Annotated in this window: 16 protein-coding genes; 8 read left to right on the top strand and 8 right to left on the bottom strand. The window is 71.6% G+C overall.

What is annotated here, in order from left to right:
- The first annotated feature begins 27 nt into the window (after positions 1 to 27).
- A complete protein-coding gene (locus A3Q40_RS13245; protein WP_068106203.1) occupies positions 28 to 471 on the top strand; it encodes a YdeI/OmpD-associated family protein in 444 nt (147 codons plus the stop codon).
- Here A3Q40_RS13245 and A3Q40_RS13240 read toward each other — a convergent pair whose 3' ends face one another.
- The 8 genes from A3Q40_RS13240 to A3Q40_RS13205 all read right to left on the bottom strand — a co-directional run bounded on the left by A3Q40_RS13240 (position 472) and on the right by A3Q40_RS13205 (position 7,675).
- Positions 472 to 1,035, bottom strand: coding sequence for a sugar O-acetyltransferase (locus tag A3Q40_RS13240; RefSeq protein WP_068102832.1), 564 nt, complete (start codon positions 1,033 to 1,035; stop codon positions 472 to 474). It lies immediately after the preceding gene.
- The gene (locus A3Q40_RS13235) at positions 1,032 to 1,787 is read right to left on the bottom strand and encodes a type 1 glutamine amidotransferase (RefSeq protein ID WP_069973041.1); all 756 of its coding nucleotides are present in this window, start codon (positions 1,785 to 1,787) and stop codon (positions 1,032 to 1,034) included. The genes A3Q40_RS13240 and A3Q40_RS13235 overlap by 4 nt, the downstream gene beginning before the upstream one ends.
- Positions 1,788 to 1,974: 187 nt before the next feature.
- Positions 1,975 to 3,174 (bottom strand): ABC transporter permease, encoded by a 1,200-nt coding sequence (locus tag A3Q40_RS13230; protein WP_068102827.1) that lies wholly within the window; start codon positions 3,172 to 3,174, stop codon positions 1,975 to 1,977.
- Positions 3,171 to 4,067 (bottom strand): ABC transporter ATP-binding protein, encoded by an 897-nt coding sequence (locus A3Q40_RS13225; protein WP_068102825.1) that lies wholly within the window; start codon positions 4,065 to 4,067, stop codon positions 3,171 to 3,173. The genes A3Q40_RS13230 and A3Q40_RS13225 overlap by 4 nt, the downstream gene beginning before the upstream one ends.
- Positions 4,064 to 4,621, bottom strand: a complete 558-nt coding sequence (locus tag A3Q40_RS13220) for a hypothetical protein (RefSeq protein ID WP_068102823.1) — start codon at positions 4,619 to 4,621, stop codon at positions 4,064 to 4,066. The genes A3Q40_RS13225 and A3Q40_RS13220 overlap by 4 nt, the downstream gene beginning before the upstream one ends.
- Positions 4,618 to 4,902 carry a helix-turn-helix transcriptional regulator gene (locus A3Q40_RS13215; RefSeq protein WP_068102821.1) on the bottom strand — a complete coding sequence of 95 codons (285 nt, stop codon included), beginning with the start codon at positions 4,900 to 4,902 and terminating at the stop codon, positions 4,618 to 4,620. Before A3Q40_RS13215 ends, A3Q40_RS13220 begins: the two co-directional genes overlap by 4 nt.
- 53 nt (positions 4,903 to 4,955) lie before the next feature.
- Positions 4,956 to 6,590: an ABC-F family ATP-binding cassette domain-containing protein gene (locus A3Q40_RS13210; protein WP_068102819.1), complete on the bottom strand. Its 1,635-nt coding sequence runs from the start codon at positions 6,588 to 6,590 to the stop codon at positions 4,956 to 4,958.
- Positions 6,587 to 7,675 (bottom strand): NAD(P)-binding domain-containing protein, encoded by a 1,089-nt coding sequence (locus tag A3Q40_RS13205; protein ID WP_068102818.1) that lies wholly within the window; start codon positions 7,673 to 7,675, stop codon positions 6,587 to 6,589. Before A3Q40_RS13205 ends, A3Q40_RS13210 begins: the two co-directional genes overlap by 4 nt.
- Positions 7,676 to 7,704: 29 nt before the next feature.
- Between A3Q40_RS13205 and A3Q40_RS13200 the strand changes: the two genes are divergently transcribed.
- From A3Q40_RS13200 to A3Q40_RS13170, 7 genes are read left to right on the top strand one after another with little or no spacing between them, the layout of a single operon-like run.
- Entirely contained in the window at positions 7,705 to 8,436 is a 732-nt protein-coding gene (locus tag A3Q40_RS13200; RefSeq protein WP_068102817.1) for an enoyl-CoA hydratase, read from the top strand.
- Between the two features lie 3 nt (positions 8,437 to 8,439).
- The gene (locus A3Q40_RS13195; protein ID WP_068102816.1) at positions 8,440 to 9,549 is read left to right on the top strand and encodes an MBL fold metallo-hydrolase; all 1,110 of its coding nucleotides are present in this window, start codon (positions 8,440 to 8,442) and stop codon (positions 9,547 to 9,549) included.
- Positions 9,550 to 9,559: 10 nt separating this feature from the next.
- On the top strand, positions 9,560 to 9,748 hold the full coding sequence (locus A3Q40_RS13190) for an antitoxin (RefSeq protein WP_068102814.1): 189 nt from the start codon (positions 9,560 to 9,562) through the stop codon (positions 9,746 to 9,748).
- 36 nt (positions 9,749 to 9,784) lie between these two features.
- Positions 9,785 to 11,416, top strand: a complete 1,632-nt coding sequence (locus A3Q40_RS13185; RefSeq protein ID WP_068102812.1) for a Na+/H+ antiporter — start codon at positions 9,785 to 9,787, stop codon at positions 11,414 to 11,416.
- Positions 11,417 to 11,421: 5 nt separating this feature from the next.
- A complete protein-coding gene (locus tag A3Q40_RS13180) occupies positions 11,422 to 12,645 on the top strand; it encodes a lipase family protein (protein WP_069972953.1) in 1,224 nt (407 codons plus the stop codon).
- Positions 12,642 to 13,796 carry a sensor histidine kinase gene (locus A3Q40_RS13175; RefSeq protein ID WP_082833914.1) on the top strand — a complete coding sequence of 385 codons (1,155 nt, stop codon included), beginning with the start codon at positions 12,642 to 12,644 and terminating at the stop codon, positions 13,794 to 13,796. The genes A3Q40_RS13180 and A3Q40_RS13175 overlap by 4 nt, the downstream gene beginning before the upstream one ends.
- Positions 13,793 to 14,884 (top strand): hypothetical protein, encoded by a 1,092-nt coding sequence (locus A3Q40_RS13170; RefSeq protein ID WP_068102808.1) that lies wholly within the window; start codon positions 13,793 to 13,795, stop codon positions 14,882 to 14,884. The genes A3Q40_RS13175 and A3Q40_RS13170 overlap by 4 nt, the downstream gene beginning before the upstream one ends.
- The last annotated feature ends 2 nt before the right edge of the window (positions 14,885 to 14,886 follow it).

Below are 14,886 nucleotides of genomic sequence, written 5' to 3'. Positions count from 1 at the left end.
GGCGTCGGCTCCGCTAGGTTGTGCCGCGTGACCGGCCTCCGTCTGACCACCGAACTCGCCCGTCGCGGTCCGGCCGCGGCGATCGTCCTGACCGACGAGCAGGTCGCGACGCTCGGCGCTGCCAAGACCCCGCCCGTGCGGGTGACCATCGGGGGAGTGACCGTCCGTGTCCGGATCGGCCGCATGGGCGGGGAGAATCTCGTCGGGCTGAACAAGGCCGTGCGTGCGGAACTCGGAGTCGAGGCGGGACAGACCGTCGACGCGCTCGTCGAACTCGACGAACAACCGCGCGAGGTCGACGTCCCCACCGAACTCGCCGAGGCCCTGGACGCGGAAGGCTTGCGGGCGGCGTTCGACGCGCTCGCCCCGTCGGCCCGCAAGGAACACGCCCGCTCCGTCGCGGACGCGAAGCGGGCGGATACCCGCGCCCGCCGCGTGGAGGCCGTGGTGGCGTCGCTCCGCGGGTCCTGATCAGTCCGTCGGGAGGTCCTTGACCACCCGCGCCGGCGTGCCGACCGCGACCACGTTCGGCGGCAGGTCCGTCGTCACGACGGCCCCGGCCCCGACCACGGTGTTCTCCCCGATCGTGACGCCCGCGCACACGATGACGCCGCCGCCCAGCCACACGTTGTCGCCCAGCGTGATCGGCTCCGCGGACTCCCACTTCGCACGTCGGGCCGCGGGCTCGAGGGGATGGGTCGCGGTGAGGAGTTGCACGTTCGGCCCGATCTGGCAGTCCGCCCCGATCGTGATGCGGCCGACGTCGAGCAACACGGCGCCGAAGTTCACGAACGTGCCTGGCCCGATACGGATTCCGTATCCGTAGTCCACCTGCAGGGGTGGCCGGATCTCGACGTCGTCTCCCACCTCGTCCAGCAGTTCCTCGAGCAGCGCCCGGCGTGCGGCGGGATCCCCGGGCGCCGAGTGGTTGTAGGTGTGCAGCAGTTCCGCCGCCCGCAGTGCGTCGGCCTGCAGCTCGGGATCGTCCGCGCGGTACGGCTCACCCGCGAGCATCCGCGCCTTCTGTCCGGTCATCGCTCCGCTCCGGCACCGACCGACGCGGACGCCCGGGCGTGTCGGTGAGTTCGCACGACGTCGGCGAACCGGCGCGCGAGGACGGCCGAATCCGATTCGATCAGCGCGTCGTTCGCCACCAGGTCCGCGAACGCGGCGGTGAGCCGGTCCGCGTCGTCGGGTGCCGCCGTGCGGGAGTCCGCGACCCAGCGCTCGAAGCGCCCGGGCGAGACCTCCGGATGAAACTGCACTCCCCACACGGCCCGACCCACTCGGAACGCCTGGTTCTCGTACCGGTCGGACGAGGCCAGTAGCTGGGCGCCGTCGGGCAGTCGCGCGATGCGGTCGTAGTGGTGCTCGGCGACGAGGATCGACGGCCCCGACTCGCAGAACAGCGGATCGTCGTCGGTGTCGGTCAGGTCCAGCCGCACCGCCCCGATCTCCGACGGCCCGTCGCCCACCGTCACCTGCCCGCCGAGCGCGTCCGCGACCAGTTGACCACCGAGGCAGATGCCCAGGGTGGGAACGTCCGTCGCCGCGGCCGCACGGATCAGCGCGCGAATGCTCGCCAGCCAGAGATACCGCTCGTCGTCGAGTGCGTTCATGTACCCGCCGAGCACGATGATGCCGTCGTGCACCCCGACCTCGGGGACGACCTCGTCGTCGTAGGGGCGCACCACGTCCAGGTCGACCCCCAACTGCCGCAGCCACGCCTCGAACCTGTCGAGGCCGACCCGCGGGTCGGGTTGCACCACGAGAACGGTGGGCCTCACCACCACGCCTCCGATCCGGGCGCCGGGCGCGCCCTGTTGAGACTGAACCACAGCCACCGGGGGTGGCGGAACCTGCGCGGGTTCTGGTCACGCGCGCAGGTTGCAACCGGTGAAGGTGACTGCAACCTGCGCGGGACCCCCACCCGGACCACGGCCGGCACCACCGACCGCGACCCGACCACACGGCTCAGCGCCCGAGTGCTTCCTTCCACGACACGGTCCGCCCGATGCGCAGGATGGAGCGCTGGTAGACCTTCGCGGCGACGACGGCGAGGAGGAGGGTCGCGAGGATCATCAGCGCGATGGTGCCCACGATTTGCACGGGCTCGGCCACCCCGGCGGCGATGCGGAGCGGCATGAGGATCGCGGAGAACGGCGGGATCCAGGACAGCACGGTCGGCAGGGTGCCGGAGGGGTCGTCGATGGAGGTGAAGGCGGCGAAGAACATGGCGAGGATGACGATCAGCAACGGCATGGTGGTCGAGTTGACGTCCTCCTGCCGGGACACCATGGACCCACCGGCGGCGTAGAGCACCGCGAAGAACGCGTAGCCGAGGACGAACCAGCCGAGGGTGGAGACGAACACGCCGACGGCGGCGCCGGTGACGGTGAGGACTCCGGTGGCGGTGCCGGCGATCAGGCCCGCGGCACCGTACGCGGCGAGTTGCACCAGGCCGACGGCCCCGATGCCGAGCACCTTGCCCCACAACAGCTGCAGCGGCCGCACGGTCGAGAGCAGCAGTTCGACCACGCGGGACGACTTCTCCTCGACCACGCCCATGGCGACGTACATGCCGAAGGTGATGATCTGGGTGTAGAGCAGGATGACGGCGACGAAGCTGAGGGCGAGGCGTTGGCCGCGGTCCTCGTCGGGCGGGTCGAGGGCGTCGACGGTGACGGTGGCTCCGGCGGCTGCTCTCGCCACGGTGGCAGGATCGACGCCCTCGGCGGTGAGTGCGTCGTTCTGCGCCTGCGTGGCGACGGCGGTGTCCAGCACCGTCTTCAGGCCGCCGGTCACGTCCTCCTTGGTGACGGCGGTGACGGCCCCGGCCTGTCCGGGAACGACGGCGACGTCGACGGAGCCGTTCTCGACCTGAGCGCGGGCGTCGTCCGCGTCGGTCAGAGCGCGGACGTCGACGGGCGTGCCGAGTTGGTCGCCGACGGCAGTGATGGTGGCGCCGAGGGCGGTGTTGCCGACGACGCCGACGGGGGTGCGCTCGGTGTCGCCGTCGCCGCCGGAGAAGAGGGAGAAGGCGACGATGCCGCCGACGATGACGAGCAGCACGATGGCGTTGGAGACCAGGAAACTCTTCTTGCGGACCTGGACGTCGAATTCACGACGGGCCACCAGCGCGATGGCGCGGCGCGAGGACAGTTGCTCGGTCATGCGACGACCTCTCGGTACAGATCGGTGAGGGAGGGCAGGGTGCGGGCAAATTCGTGCACGGGTCCGGTGGCGAGCGCGGCGGCGAGGATCGCCTGGTCGTCGGCGTTCTCGCCGAGTGCCAGTGCGGTGCGCCCGTTTTCGTGCGAGACGGTGGTGACGCCGGGCAGGTGGTCGGCCCAGCCGGCCGGGGCGTCCGGGGCGTGGACGGTGAGGGTGGTGCCGTCCCGGCCGCGCAGTTCGTCGACGGGCCCGACGGCCTTCATGCGTCCGCCGCCGATGATGCCGACGCGGTGGCAGAGACGCTGTACGAGGTCGAGTTGGTGACTGGAGAACAGCACGGGCACACCGGCGTTCGCCTTCTCGAGCAGGACGTCGCTCATGGTGTCGACGGCGACAGGGTCGAGTCCGGAGAAGGGCTCGTCGAGCACGAGGACGGCCGGGTCGTGGACCAGGGCGGCGGCGAGCTGGACGCGCTGCTGGTTGCCGAGGGACAGCGAGTCGACGGTGTCGTTCACGCGGCCCTCGATGCCGAGGCGCTCGGTCCACCGCTGAACGGCCGCGGTGGCGTCGGACCGGGACAGTCCGTGCAGCTCGGCCAGGTACCGAAGTTGGTTGCCCACCCTCATCTTCGGGTAGAGACCGCGTTCTTCGGGCATGTAGCCGACGGTGCGGCGCACCTCGAGGTCGATGGGTCGCCCGTCGATCCGAGCTTCGCCCGCGTCGGCGGAGAGGACGCCCAGGGTGATGCGCATCGTGGTGGTCTTGCCGGCGCCGTTGCTGCCGACGAACCCGAAGACCTCGCCGGGGTGGACGGTGAAGCCGACGCCGTCGAGCGCCACGGTGTCTCCGTAACGTTTGCGCAGTCCGTCGATCTCGAGGGTGGAGCCGTTCATGCCGTGCCCTTTCGATAGGTGTCCGATTCATCCTCGGGGTCCGGATCGGGTCGTGTCCACGCCAACACGGCGGTGGCGCTGCAGCCGCCGATCAACAGGCACGCGAGCACCAGGATCGAACCCGACGTCGCGAGGGTGGTGCCGTCCATCCATTCCCACCGGGACCCGAGGTAGAGGTAGAACGCGGGGATCAGGGTGAGGGTCTGGGTGACCGTCAGTGCGAGCGAGCGAGCTTCGTTGCGCTGAGCCAACTCTCGCTCGTCGAGCGCGCCGGTGGGGCTGTCTCCGCGGTCGGAGACGATCTGCAGCGACGTCCACACCGGAGTGAAGACCAGGCACAGTCCGGCGAAGATCAGGACTCCGGGAGTCGGGGCGAGCGCCGCGATCACCCCCGAGACGATCATGGCGGCGAAGACGACGCCCAGCAGGACGACGAGCAGCCGACGCCGGGCGTGCGTGCGCCACCCGGGCAGCCAGCGTGCGGTCTGTTCCTGGCGCTGCAGGTACTTCCGAGCGCGTCGTGCCTGGTAGCGCTCGAACGCGGTGTCGCTCATCGGTCACCTTCCGTCGTGGTCGGGCGTCGGTAGACCTCGGCCGACAGGGGGCCGAACTCGGTCCGGGAGAAGACGGCTTCGACGGGGAGGTCGAAGACGTCGCAGATGCGCAGGGCGAGGTCGAGGCTCGGGTAGTGATCACCACGCTCGAGCGCGCCGACGGTCTGGGGATTGACCTCCACCAGGTCGGCAAGCTGCGCTCGCGTCATGTGCCGTTCGGCGCGCAGGACGCCGATGCGGTTGTGAATGGGGAGGGTTGTTCCCCGTTTGACCGGGCTCATGTATCGAAGTGTTGTAAAAACACAACGACTTGTCAAGCAGTGCGGCGAAACGGTCAGTTCTCGCGCAGCTGCCCCTCGTCGACGACCCAGCGCCGCGTGCTGGTCACCGCGTCCAGCATCCGACGGTCGTGGGTCACCAGCAGCAGCGTGCCCTCGTACGTCGTCAGCGCCGCCTCGAGCTGCTCGATCGCGGGAACGTCCAAGTGATTGGTCGGCTCGTCGAGCACCAGCAGGTTGACCCCGCGCGCCTGCAGCAGGGCGAGGCTCGCCCGGGTCCGCAGACCGGGGGAGAGGGTGTGCGCCGGGTGGAGCGCCGCGTCGCCCCGCAACCCGAACTTGGCGACGAGCGTGCGCACGTCCGCATCCGGCCACTCCGGCACCGCGGCGGAAAGCACCTCGGCCACCGACCTATCGCCGGCGAAGGCCGACCGTGCCTGGTCCATCTCCCCGATCGCCACACCCGATCCGAGGCTCACCGAGCCCGACGTCGGCGCCACCCGCCCCAGAATCAGGTGCAGCAGAGTCGTTTTCCCGGATCCGTTCGCGCCCGTGACGACGATGCGGTCGCCGGCGTCGATCTGCGCGGTGATGGGCCCGAGCCGGAATCGATCACGCGCGACCACCGCGTCGCGCAGCGTGGCCACCACGGATCCGCTGCGGGGCGCGGCGGCGATCTCCATCCGCAGTTCCCATTCCTTGCGCGGCTCCTCCACCACCTCGAGTCGCTCGATGCGGCGCTGGGTCTGACGGGCTTTCGCCGCCTGCTTCTCGGTCGACTCGGCCCGGACCTTGCGTCCGGCCTTGTCGTTGTCCGTGGCTTTGCGACGCGCGTTGCGCACGCCGTGTTCGAGCCAGTTGCGTTGCATGCGGGCGCGGTCCTCGAGTCCCGCACGCGTGTCGGCGTACGCCTCGTACTCCTCGCGGGCGTGACGCCGGGCGACGGCGCGCTCGACGAGGTAGGCCTCGTACCCGCCGTCGTACACCGCGATGCGCTGCTGGGCGAGGTCGAGCTCGACGATGCCGGTGACGGTGCGGGCGAGGAACTCTCGGTCGTGACTGACGATCATGACGGCGCACCGGGCGTCGGCCACGAACCGTTCGAGCCGGTCGAGTCCGGCGAGGTCGAGATCGTTGGTCGGCTCGTCGAGCAGGAGAACGTCGTAGCGGGCGAGCAGGATCGCCGCGAGCGACACCCGAGCGGCCTGACCGCCGGAGAGCGAGGTCATAGGCGCGTCGACGTCCACCGAGAGGCCCAGTTCGGCGAGCACCGCGTCCGTCCGCTCGGCCAGATCCGCACCGCCGAGCGCGAGCCAGCGTTCCAGAGCGGGGGTGTAGGTGTCCTCGCCGTCGCCGTTGCCCAGCGCGTCGGCGGCGGCGTTCATCGCATCCTCGGCGCCGCGAACACCGGTGCGCCGCTGCAGGAACGCCGCGACCGTCTCGTCCGGAACGGTGCCCGGTTCCTGGGCGAGGTAGCCCACCGTGGCGTCGGACGGGGTGAGGGTGACGCTGCCGTCGTACTCGGCGTCGGACACCCCCGCCGCGATGGTCAGCAGGGTCGACTTGCCGGCACCGTTGGCGCCGACCAGTCCGACCACCTGACCCGGTCCGACGGTCAGGTCGAGGCCCGAGAACAGGGTGCGCTCGCCGCGGTACGCGGCCAGTCCGTCGAGGCGCAGAACGGCGGTCATCGAATCCCCAACTCGGTCAGTAGTTCTCGGACGGCGACCCGGCCGGCGCGGTTGGCGCCGATGGTGCTCGCGGAGGGACCGTAGCCGATCAGATGGACAGTCGGTCGCGCGGCGACGCGGGTGGGAACGGCCCCGTCGAGCACGATGCCCCCGCCGGGTTCCCGCAGTCGCAGCGGCGCCAGGTGGTCGAGCGCGCTGCGAAATCCGGTGGCCCACAGGATGACGTCGGCGTCACGCGTCGATCCGTCGGCCCACCGCACCCCCGTCGGCGTGATCTCGTCGAACATCGGGAGCCGCTGCAGCGCACCGCGATCACGGGCCGCGCGCAGTGCCGGGGTGAGGAGCAGACCTGTCACCGACACGACGGACCCGGGAGGCAGACCGGCGCGCACCCGTTCCTCCACCCGGGCGACGGCGGCCCGCCCCTGCTCGGGGCCGAACTCGCCCTCGGTGAACCGCGGTTCGCGGCGGGTCACCCACGTGGTGGTGGTGACCTGCGAGATCTCGTCGAGCAGCTGGACGGCCGAGATGCCTCCGCCGACCACGACGACGCGCTGTCCGCGGAACTCCTCGGCGGTGTCGTAGTCCTTGGTGTGCAGCTGGCGTCCGCGGAAGGTCGCCGCGCCCGGGTAGACGGGAACGAAGGGGTGCTCCCACGTTCCGGTGGCGTTGATCAGCCCGCGGGCCGACACCACCCCACCCTCGGCCTCGACGCGGTAGCGGGATTCGCGATCGCAGACCACCGACACCCGGCCGGGCCGCCGGACGGGCAGATCGAACCGTCGCTCGTACTCGGCGTAGTAGTTAGGAACCGCCTTGGACGCGGGGACGGCGGCGGGATCGTCGTGCTCGCCGAGCGTCTCGGCGAACGGCAGCCCGGGCAGGTCGTGCACGCCGTTGACGGTGGCCAGCGTGAGGGACGGCCACCGGAACTGCCACGCCCCGCCCGGCCCCGGCGAGCCGTCGAGGACGACGTGGCCGTCCGGTCCGGTCAGGCCCGCGCGGTGCAGGAAGTACGACGCCGACAGTCCTGCCTGCCCGGCGCCGATCACCGCCACCTCGACCTCGCGCACAGCCTCCTGCATGCGTTCAGTACAGCAGGTAGGTTCGGCACGTGATCGGAACGAGTCGGCGCGGAGGCGTCCTGACGGTGGAGTTGCAACGGCCGGAGCGGCGCAACGCCTTGAACGCCGAGCTGTGCCGGGAACTGCGCGCGGCGGTCGAAGCCGCGCCGGCGGACGCGGTCCGTGTCGTCGTGATCACCGGTCAGGGCAGCAGTTTCTGCGCCGGAGCGGACCTGAGCGGGGACATCGCCGCCACCGAGTTCCCGGAAGCACTGGTGGCGCTGCACCGTTCGATCGAGACGCTGCCGATTCCCGTGGTGGCGGCCGTGAACGGACCGGCGGTGGGCGCGGGCACGCAACTCGCACTGGCGGCGGATCTGCGGGTGGTGTCGCCGTCGGCGTTCTTCGCGATTCCCTCCACCCGGCTCGCGATCGCGGTCGATTCCTGGACGGTGCGCCGGTTGACGTCGCTGGCCGGCGGAGGCCCGGCGCGCACCGTGCTCCTGGGGGCGGAGCGGCTCACCGCGGAGGAGGCCCTGGCCTGCGGACTCGCCAACCGCCTCGGCGAGCCGAGCGACGCTCAGGAGTGGGCCGACCGCATCGCGACCCTCGCGCCGCTGTCGCTGCGGCACCTCAAGCTCGTGTTCAACGACGACGGCACCCGCGCCCCGGACACCGAGGCCCAGCAGGAGGCGTATCGGGCCGCCTGGGCCAGCGAGGACGCCGTCGAGGCGCGCACCGCACGTCGGGAGAAGCGCGACCCGGTGTTCCAGGGGAGGTAGCAGGTGAGGATCGCAACGGCCGTGGCCGCCGCGGTGGCGGCGGCAGGCGCGGCATGGGTGGCATCGGCGGCGCGGGGAGTGCCGTCGTCGCTCGGGGCGAGCCGGGCGGCGGTGCGGCCCTACGCGGCCGCGTCGTCCCACTATCGGGACGGCAGATTCCACAACACCGCGCCCGCGTCCGTCGTCGATCCGGCCGAGCAGGCGAGCATCGGCATGGCGATGCTGCGTCGCGGCGATCGCGGCAAGCCTCCGCGTCCGGTCCCACTGGCCACCCCGCTCGCACCGGCCGACGCCGCGGATCTCGCGGCCACCTGGTTCGGGCACTCGTCGGTGATCGTCGAGATCGACGGCCGCCGCGTGCTGACCGATCCGGTGTGGAGTCGCCGCGTGTCCCCGTCGCGCGTGGTGGGACCCTCGCGTCTGCATCCCGTTCCCGTTGCGCTCGAAGCGCTTCCCCCGATCGACGCGATCCTGATCTCCCACGACCACTACGACCACCTGGACCGCGACACCGTCACCACGCTGGTCCGAACCCAGCAGGCGCCGTTCCTGGTTCCCCTGGGCGTGGGCGCGCACCTGCGGCGGTGGGCGGTGCCGGAGGACCGGATCGTCGAACTGGACTGGAACGACGGCAGTGCCGTCGCCGGGCTGCGCATCACCTGTCTCGAGGCCCGGCACTTCTCCGGCCGCACCTTCGCGCGCGACACCACCCAGTGGGCGTCGTGGTCGGTGGTCGGTCCCGAGCATCGCGCGTTCTTCGGTGGGGACACCGGGTACACCGAGGCGTTCGGCGACATCGGATCCCGCCTCGGACCGTTCGATCTCACGCTCCTGCCCATCGGTGCGTACGACGTGCGGTGGCCGGACATCCACATGAACCCCGAGGAGGCCGTCCGGGCGCACGCAGACCTTCAGGGCGGTCGATCGGACGCCGGTGTCCTTCTCCCCGTCCACTGGGGCACGTTCGACCTGGCGTTCCACTCCTGGGCCGAACCGGTGGAGCGGCTGCTCGCCGCGGCGGACCCGGTGTCGACGCCCGTGGTGGTTCCGATGGTGGGCCAGCGCGTGGATCTGATCCGGCCGCAACCGGGTCGCCGGTGGTGGACGACGTAAACTGGGCGCCATGGCATTCGCGGACGAGTTGAAGAAGCTGATCGGCAAGGGCAAGCAGGCCGCTGCGCAGAACTCCGACAAGATCGAGCAGGCCGTGGACAAGGCCGCCGATTTCGCGGACAAGAAGACCGGCGGCAAGTACGCCCAGCAGATCGACAAGGTGCAGGACGCCGCGAAGAAGGCGATCCCGGACAAGTGACCCGGTAGATCACCGGCGCTCGGGTAGTCGATCCGCATGGACGGCTGGCTCCTGCTTCTCGTGGTCGCGGGCGCCGTCGTCGTCGCGGGTTTCGCGCGTCGGCTCGACCTTCAGGTGCCGCTGGTCCTGGTGGCGGTGGGCTCGGTCGCCTCGTTCGTCCCCGGCCTGCCGCGGCCGGCTCTGGACCCGGAACTGCTTCTGGGCGTGATCCTTCCGCCGTTGCTGTACTCGGCGGCGATCGACTTCTCCTTCGCGTCCTTCCGTCGCAACCTGCGGGCGATCGTGCGACTCGGCGTCGGCCTGGTGGTGATCACCACCGTCGCGGTCGGCTTCTTCTCGTCCTGGCTGGTTCCCGAACTCACGCTGGGCGCCGCCCTGGTCCTGGGGGCGGTGGTCGCGCCTCCCGACGCAGTGTCGGCCGTGGCCGTGGCCGTCGGGCGGCGGCTCGGCCTCCCGCACCGCATGATGTCCATCCTCACGGGGGAGTCGCTGGTCAACGACGCCGCCGCGCTGACGCTCTTCACCATTGCCGTCGCGTCCGTGACGGGCAATCGCATCGACCTCGAACCGCCGGTGTTGTTCTTCGCCTACGAGGTAGCCGCGGGTATCGGCGTCGGGTGGATCGTCGGGCGGGTCGTGCGCTTCGTGCGGCGGCACCTGGCCGACAGCGCCCTCGAGACCGTTCTGGGCATCATCGTTCCCTTCGCCGCGTACCTCGCGGCCGAGCAGGTGCACTCCTCCGGTGTGCTCGCCGTCGTCACGGCGGGATTCGTTCTGGGGTCGGCGCGCAGTTCCGACGCCATCCCCACCCGCATCCAGGAACGGCAGGTGTGGCGGACGCTGGACCTGGTGCTCGAGACGTTCGTGTTCGCGTACATGGGTCTGCAGCTGAAGTTCGTCGTCGACGATCTGCGCGGGGAGGGACTCCCCGTCCACCACGTCTTCCTGTATGGCCTGCTCGTGTTGCTCCTGGTCATGGCGGTCCGGCCCCTCGCGCTGTTCGTCGGCACCGCGTTGCGACGGGTGGTGGGCAGGATTCGGTCTCGACCGCACTCCGAGCTGAGTTGGACGCAGACCCTGGTGCTGTCCTGGGCCGGCATGCGCGGGGTGGTCACCCTGGCAGCGGCGGCCGGTGTGCCGTTCGTGACCGCCTCGGGCGCCGACTTCCCCGGCCGCGGCGTCATCTCCGCCATCGCGTTCACCGTGGCGGTGGGGACCCTGCTGATCCAGGGCATCACCCTGCCGATGGTCATCCGGCGCCTCGACATCGCCGACCCCGCCGAGATCCGGTACGTCGAGGAGCAACGCGCCCTGGCCCGCCGCATCTCCCGACGGGCCGTCGTCGACTGCCTCGACGAGGCACGGCGATCGCTGAAGGGCACCGACGCCGAGGGCGTGGTCGACCGCGTGCGACGGGTCACCCTCGCCCGCCTCGAGGCCGACGAGACGGAGGACGAGGAGCAGCCCGCGGACCGGTTCTCGGCCACCAGCGCCGCGTTCGATCGCTGGCGACGGACGGTGCTGGTCCGTCAGCGCGAGGCGTTGCTCGACGCGCGGGATCGCGGCGAACTGGACGACGAGGTGTTGCGTACCGTGTTGGACGGGCTCGACATCGAGCAGGCGGCCACCGAGACCCGGTTGCAGCGATTCACCACCGAGAGGGGCTGACGGAAGTGCGGTACCGCCGGACGTTCGGGACGATCGCGGCGGCCGCGGTGCTGGCCGTGGCGGGGTGCGGGGCGGATTCGACGTCGTCGTCCGCCGCCGGGTCGTCCTCCGGCACGACCACGGCCGCCCCCACCACGCCTGCGCCGCAGGGTGACGAGCGCGGAGCCGTCACCTCGGACGTGGTGCTGGGTCAGGTGGATCAGAGCGTCACGGCGCTGGGCGCCACTGCGCATCGCATCACCTATCGGTCGACCTCCGGGATCGACGGCAGCGGCGTGGACGTCACGGGCACCGTCTTCGTCCCCGGTGGTCTGCCCCCCGCGGGGGGATGGCCCGTGGTGTCCATCGCGCACGGCACCACCGGCGTGACGGACGAGTGCGCGCCGTCGCTGTACCCGAACCTGTTGGGCGCCATCGGTATGGTCACGCCGTTCCTCGAGCGCGGCGCCGTGGTGACCGTGAGCGACTACCAGGGACTCGGCAGCCCCGGACCGCATCCCTACCTCGATGCGCCCTCCGCCGGGTACGACGTCATCGACGCGGTGCGTGCGGCGCGGAACGTGGTGCCCGGCACCGGGACTCGCTGGGCGGCCGTCGGCGTCTCGCAGGGTGGACAGGCCTCGTGGGCGGCCAACGAGATGGCCGCCACGTACGGCGACGGCCTCGAACTGGTGGGGACGGCCAACCTCTCGCCCGCGGCCGACCTCCGTGCGATCGCCCCGCCGGAGGGGCTCGGCGACCTCACGCTGCCGCAGCGCGGGATCCTGCCGTTCGTCGTCGAGGGATTCCTGGTGTCCTACCCGCAGTTCCGGGATTCGGACTTCCTGTCCGGTGGGCTGCTCGCGGGCAAGGACGTCCTGCTCGCCTGCACCGGTCCGCTGGCCGCCGAGAAGCTGACGGCCGTGGCCGCCATCGGTCCCGACGACGTTCGCCCGAGTTCGCCGGAGGCCTACGCCGCCATGCGGGAGTGGTTGGGTCGCAACGCACTTCCGCAGTCCGGTGCCACCGCCCCGATGATGGTGCTGGTCGGCGGCCGGGACACTCTCATCGAACCCGACTGGACGGAGGAGGCGTCGCGTGCCGCGTGTGCGGGGGGTGACCGCCTGGACTTCCGCTTCCGACCCGATCAGGGCCACGCCGATTCCGCCGCCACCGGTGAGGCGGTGTCGTGGGTGACGGACCGCTTCGTCGGGACGCCGTCGGCGAACACGTGTGACCTGCTCTCGTGACCGCGACGACGGCGGTGGTGCTCGTCGCGATCGTCGCGGCGGTGGTCGCCGCCGTCGTCGTCATCACGCGGCGAGGAACGCGGCCGCTCACCACGACCACCGAACGCGCCGTGCACGCGGCCTTGTCGACGGCGTCGTCCGCCGCGCGTCCGCTGCGCCGCGGACTCGACGCCGATTCCGCCGCCGACGCGGCACCCCACCTGCGCACCCTGACCGGCGCCCACGCGGTGATCGTCGCCGGCCCGGACGGCACGGTGCTGGCGGTGAACGGGCCCGCCGACGAGGAGACCGCGGACTTCCCGGCCACCGCGCGTCGGGCGATCGACACCGAACGTCGGGTGCTGGTCCGACGGGCCACGCGGTCCGTCGTCGTCCAGCCGGTGCTCACCGAGTCGGCCGGGGTGGTGTGCGTGCTGGGCGTCGTGACGGCGGCCGAACCGGGACCGGGCCTGCTCGGCGTCTGCACCGAAGTGGCCCGGTACGTGGGCGAGCAGCTCGAGCTGGCCGAACTCGACGCCGGCCGGGCGCGCCTCGACCGTGCCGAGGTCCGCGCACTGCGGGCGCAGATCAGCCCGCACTTCATCTACAACGCCCTGACCACGGTCGCGTCGTTCGTGCGGACCGACCCGGACCGCGCGCGCGAGCTGGTGCTCGAGTTCGCCGACTTCACCCGCTACTCCTTCCGGTCCGCCGGTGAATACACGGTGTTGGCGGACGAGCTGCGCAACATCGATCGCTACCTCACCCTCGAACGCGCCCGCTTCGGTGACTCGCTCGACGTGACTCTGCAGATCGCGCCGGAGGTCCTGGGCGTCGTCGTGCCGTTCCTCGCGTTGCAGCCGCTGGTGGAGAACGCCGTGCGGCACGGTGTGGCCGGACGCGGGCGAGGGCGCATCACCATCGTCGCCGCCGACGCCGGCACGGACGCCGCGATCAGCGTCGAGGACGACGGGGTGGGCATGGATCCCGAACTCCTGCGTTCCGGCGACCTCGGCGCCGCCGACGGTGTGCACGTGGGCCTGTCCAACGTCGACGACCGGCTGCGCGCGGCCTTCGGAAACGACTACGGCCTGGTCGTGGAGACGGCGCCCGACGCCGGGACGAAGGTGAGCATGCGAGTGCCGAAGTTCCGGCCCGGGGTGCGGGCGTGAGAGCGACGGTCGCCCTCGTCCTGTCCGGATTCCTCGCGGCCGTTCTCCTGACGCGGGAGCCGACGACTGGAGTCGTCGCCGCCGGATCGATCGGCGGGGTGGACTCGGGTGTCGTCGTCCTCGCGGGCGCCGTGATCGCCGCCGGTCTGGTGGCCGCACTCGTCCGGCGGGCGGCGCTGGCGAGTGCGACCGGGATCGGCGCAGCACTGACGGCCGGAGCGTCGCTCCTGGCCGCGTCTCCGGACATGGCGGTGCCGATCGGCACGATTGCCGGCGGCGTACTGCTGGGCGCGGCGTCGGTCCTGGCCGGGGCGACGTCCGCTCGGCGCGCCTGGCTCGCCGCAGCGACCGTCGGCGGGCTGTTCGTCGGGGGACTCGTCGAGAGCCTGGACCCCGGCCGACGCGAGGTCCCGGGCCGCTACGCCGAGTACGTCCTCGCCTCCGAACAGCCGACGCCCGTCGTCGTGCCGATTGTGGCCGCGCTGACCGCGGTGGCGTGGGTGTGGACGACGCTGCGGTCGGACCTTCCGGCGGCTCCCGACCGACGATCCACTCCGATTCCGGGCCGTGTCGTCGTGCCGATCCTGGCGGGCACGGCGGTGCTCGCAGCAGCGTCGACGGCGGCCGGTGTCGCGATCGACGTCGCGGCCGGCCCGGCATGGACGATCGGCAGCATCGTCGTGCTGCTGGCACTGATCGTGCTCGGGGCGGCGCTGGGCCGGCGGTGGCCGCGTCCGAGTGTCGGTATCGGGGTGCTCGTCCTCGTCTGCCTGACCTCGCTTGCCGACGGCCCGCCGTGGGACAACCTCTGGTTCGTCGCGGGCCTGCTGGTGCTCCCCGCGGCGGCGGCCTTCCTGTTCGCCTCGGTCGTGCGCACGCCGACGGCGACAGGATGGGCGCTCGGCCTGGCCGTCCCGCTCGCGGTCTCCGTTCCCGCCGTCCGCGACGTCGGGTGGACGGCCTACACCCCACTCGACGCCCCGACCACCTCGCTGCTCGGCGACGTCGTGCTGCCGCTGGGCATCGTCGTCGGGACCGTCCTGGTCGCCGGAATCGGCATTGCCCTGCTGGGTCGTCGCGCGCCCTGATC

It is taken from the genome of Rhodococcus sp. PBTS 1 (assembly GCF_001620025.1).
Lineage (GTDB): Bacteria > Actinomycetota > Actinomycetes > Mycobacteriales > Mycobacteriaceae > Rhodococcoides > Rhodococcoides kroppenstedtii.
The sequence above is the reverse complement of the archived record's forward strand: the minus strand, read 5'-3'. Positions and strand labels throughout refer to the sequence as shown.

Bases quoted from the DNA above. Each gene is read 5' to 3' on its own strand.
- A3Q40_RS13240 (WP_068102832.1), bottom strand. From the start codon at position 1,035: ATGACCGGACAGAAGGCGCGGATGCTCGCGGGTGAGCCGTACCGCGCG.
- A3Q40_RS13230 (WP_068102827.1), bottom strand. From the start codon at position 3,174: ATGACCGAGCAACTGTCCTCGCGCCGCGCCATCGCGCTGGTGGCCCGT.
- A3Q40_RS13225 (WP_068102825.1), bottom strand. From the start codon at position 4,067: ATGAACGGCTCCACCCTCGAGATCGACGGACTGCGCAAACGTTACGGA.
- A3Q40_RS13220 (WP_068102823.1), bottom strand. From the start codon at position 4,621: ATGAGCGACACCGCGTTCGAGCGCTACCAGGCACGACGCGCTCGGAAG.
- A3Q40_RS13215 (WP_068102821.1), bottom strand. From the start codon at position 4,902: ATGAGCCCGGTCAAACGGGGAACAACCCTCCCCATTCACAACCGCATC.
- A3Q40_RS13210 (WP_068102819.1), bottom strand. From the start codon at position 6,590: ATGACCGCCGTTCTGCGCCTCGACGGACTGGCCGCGTACCGCGGCGAG.
- A3Q40_RS13205 (WP_068102818.1), bottom strand. From the start codon at position 7,675: ATGCAGGAGGCTGTGCGCGAGGTCGAGGTGGCGGTGATCGGCGCCGGG.
- A3Q40_RS13190 (WP_068102814.1), top strand. From the start codon at position 9,560: ATGGCATTCGCGGACGAGTTGAAGAAGCTGATCGGCAAGGGCAAGCAG.
- A3Q40_RS13185 (WP_068102812.1), top strand. From the start codon at position 9,785: ATGGACGGCTGGCTCCTGCTTCTCGTGGTCGCGGGCGCCGTCGTCGTC.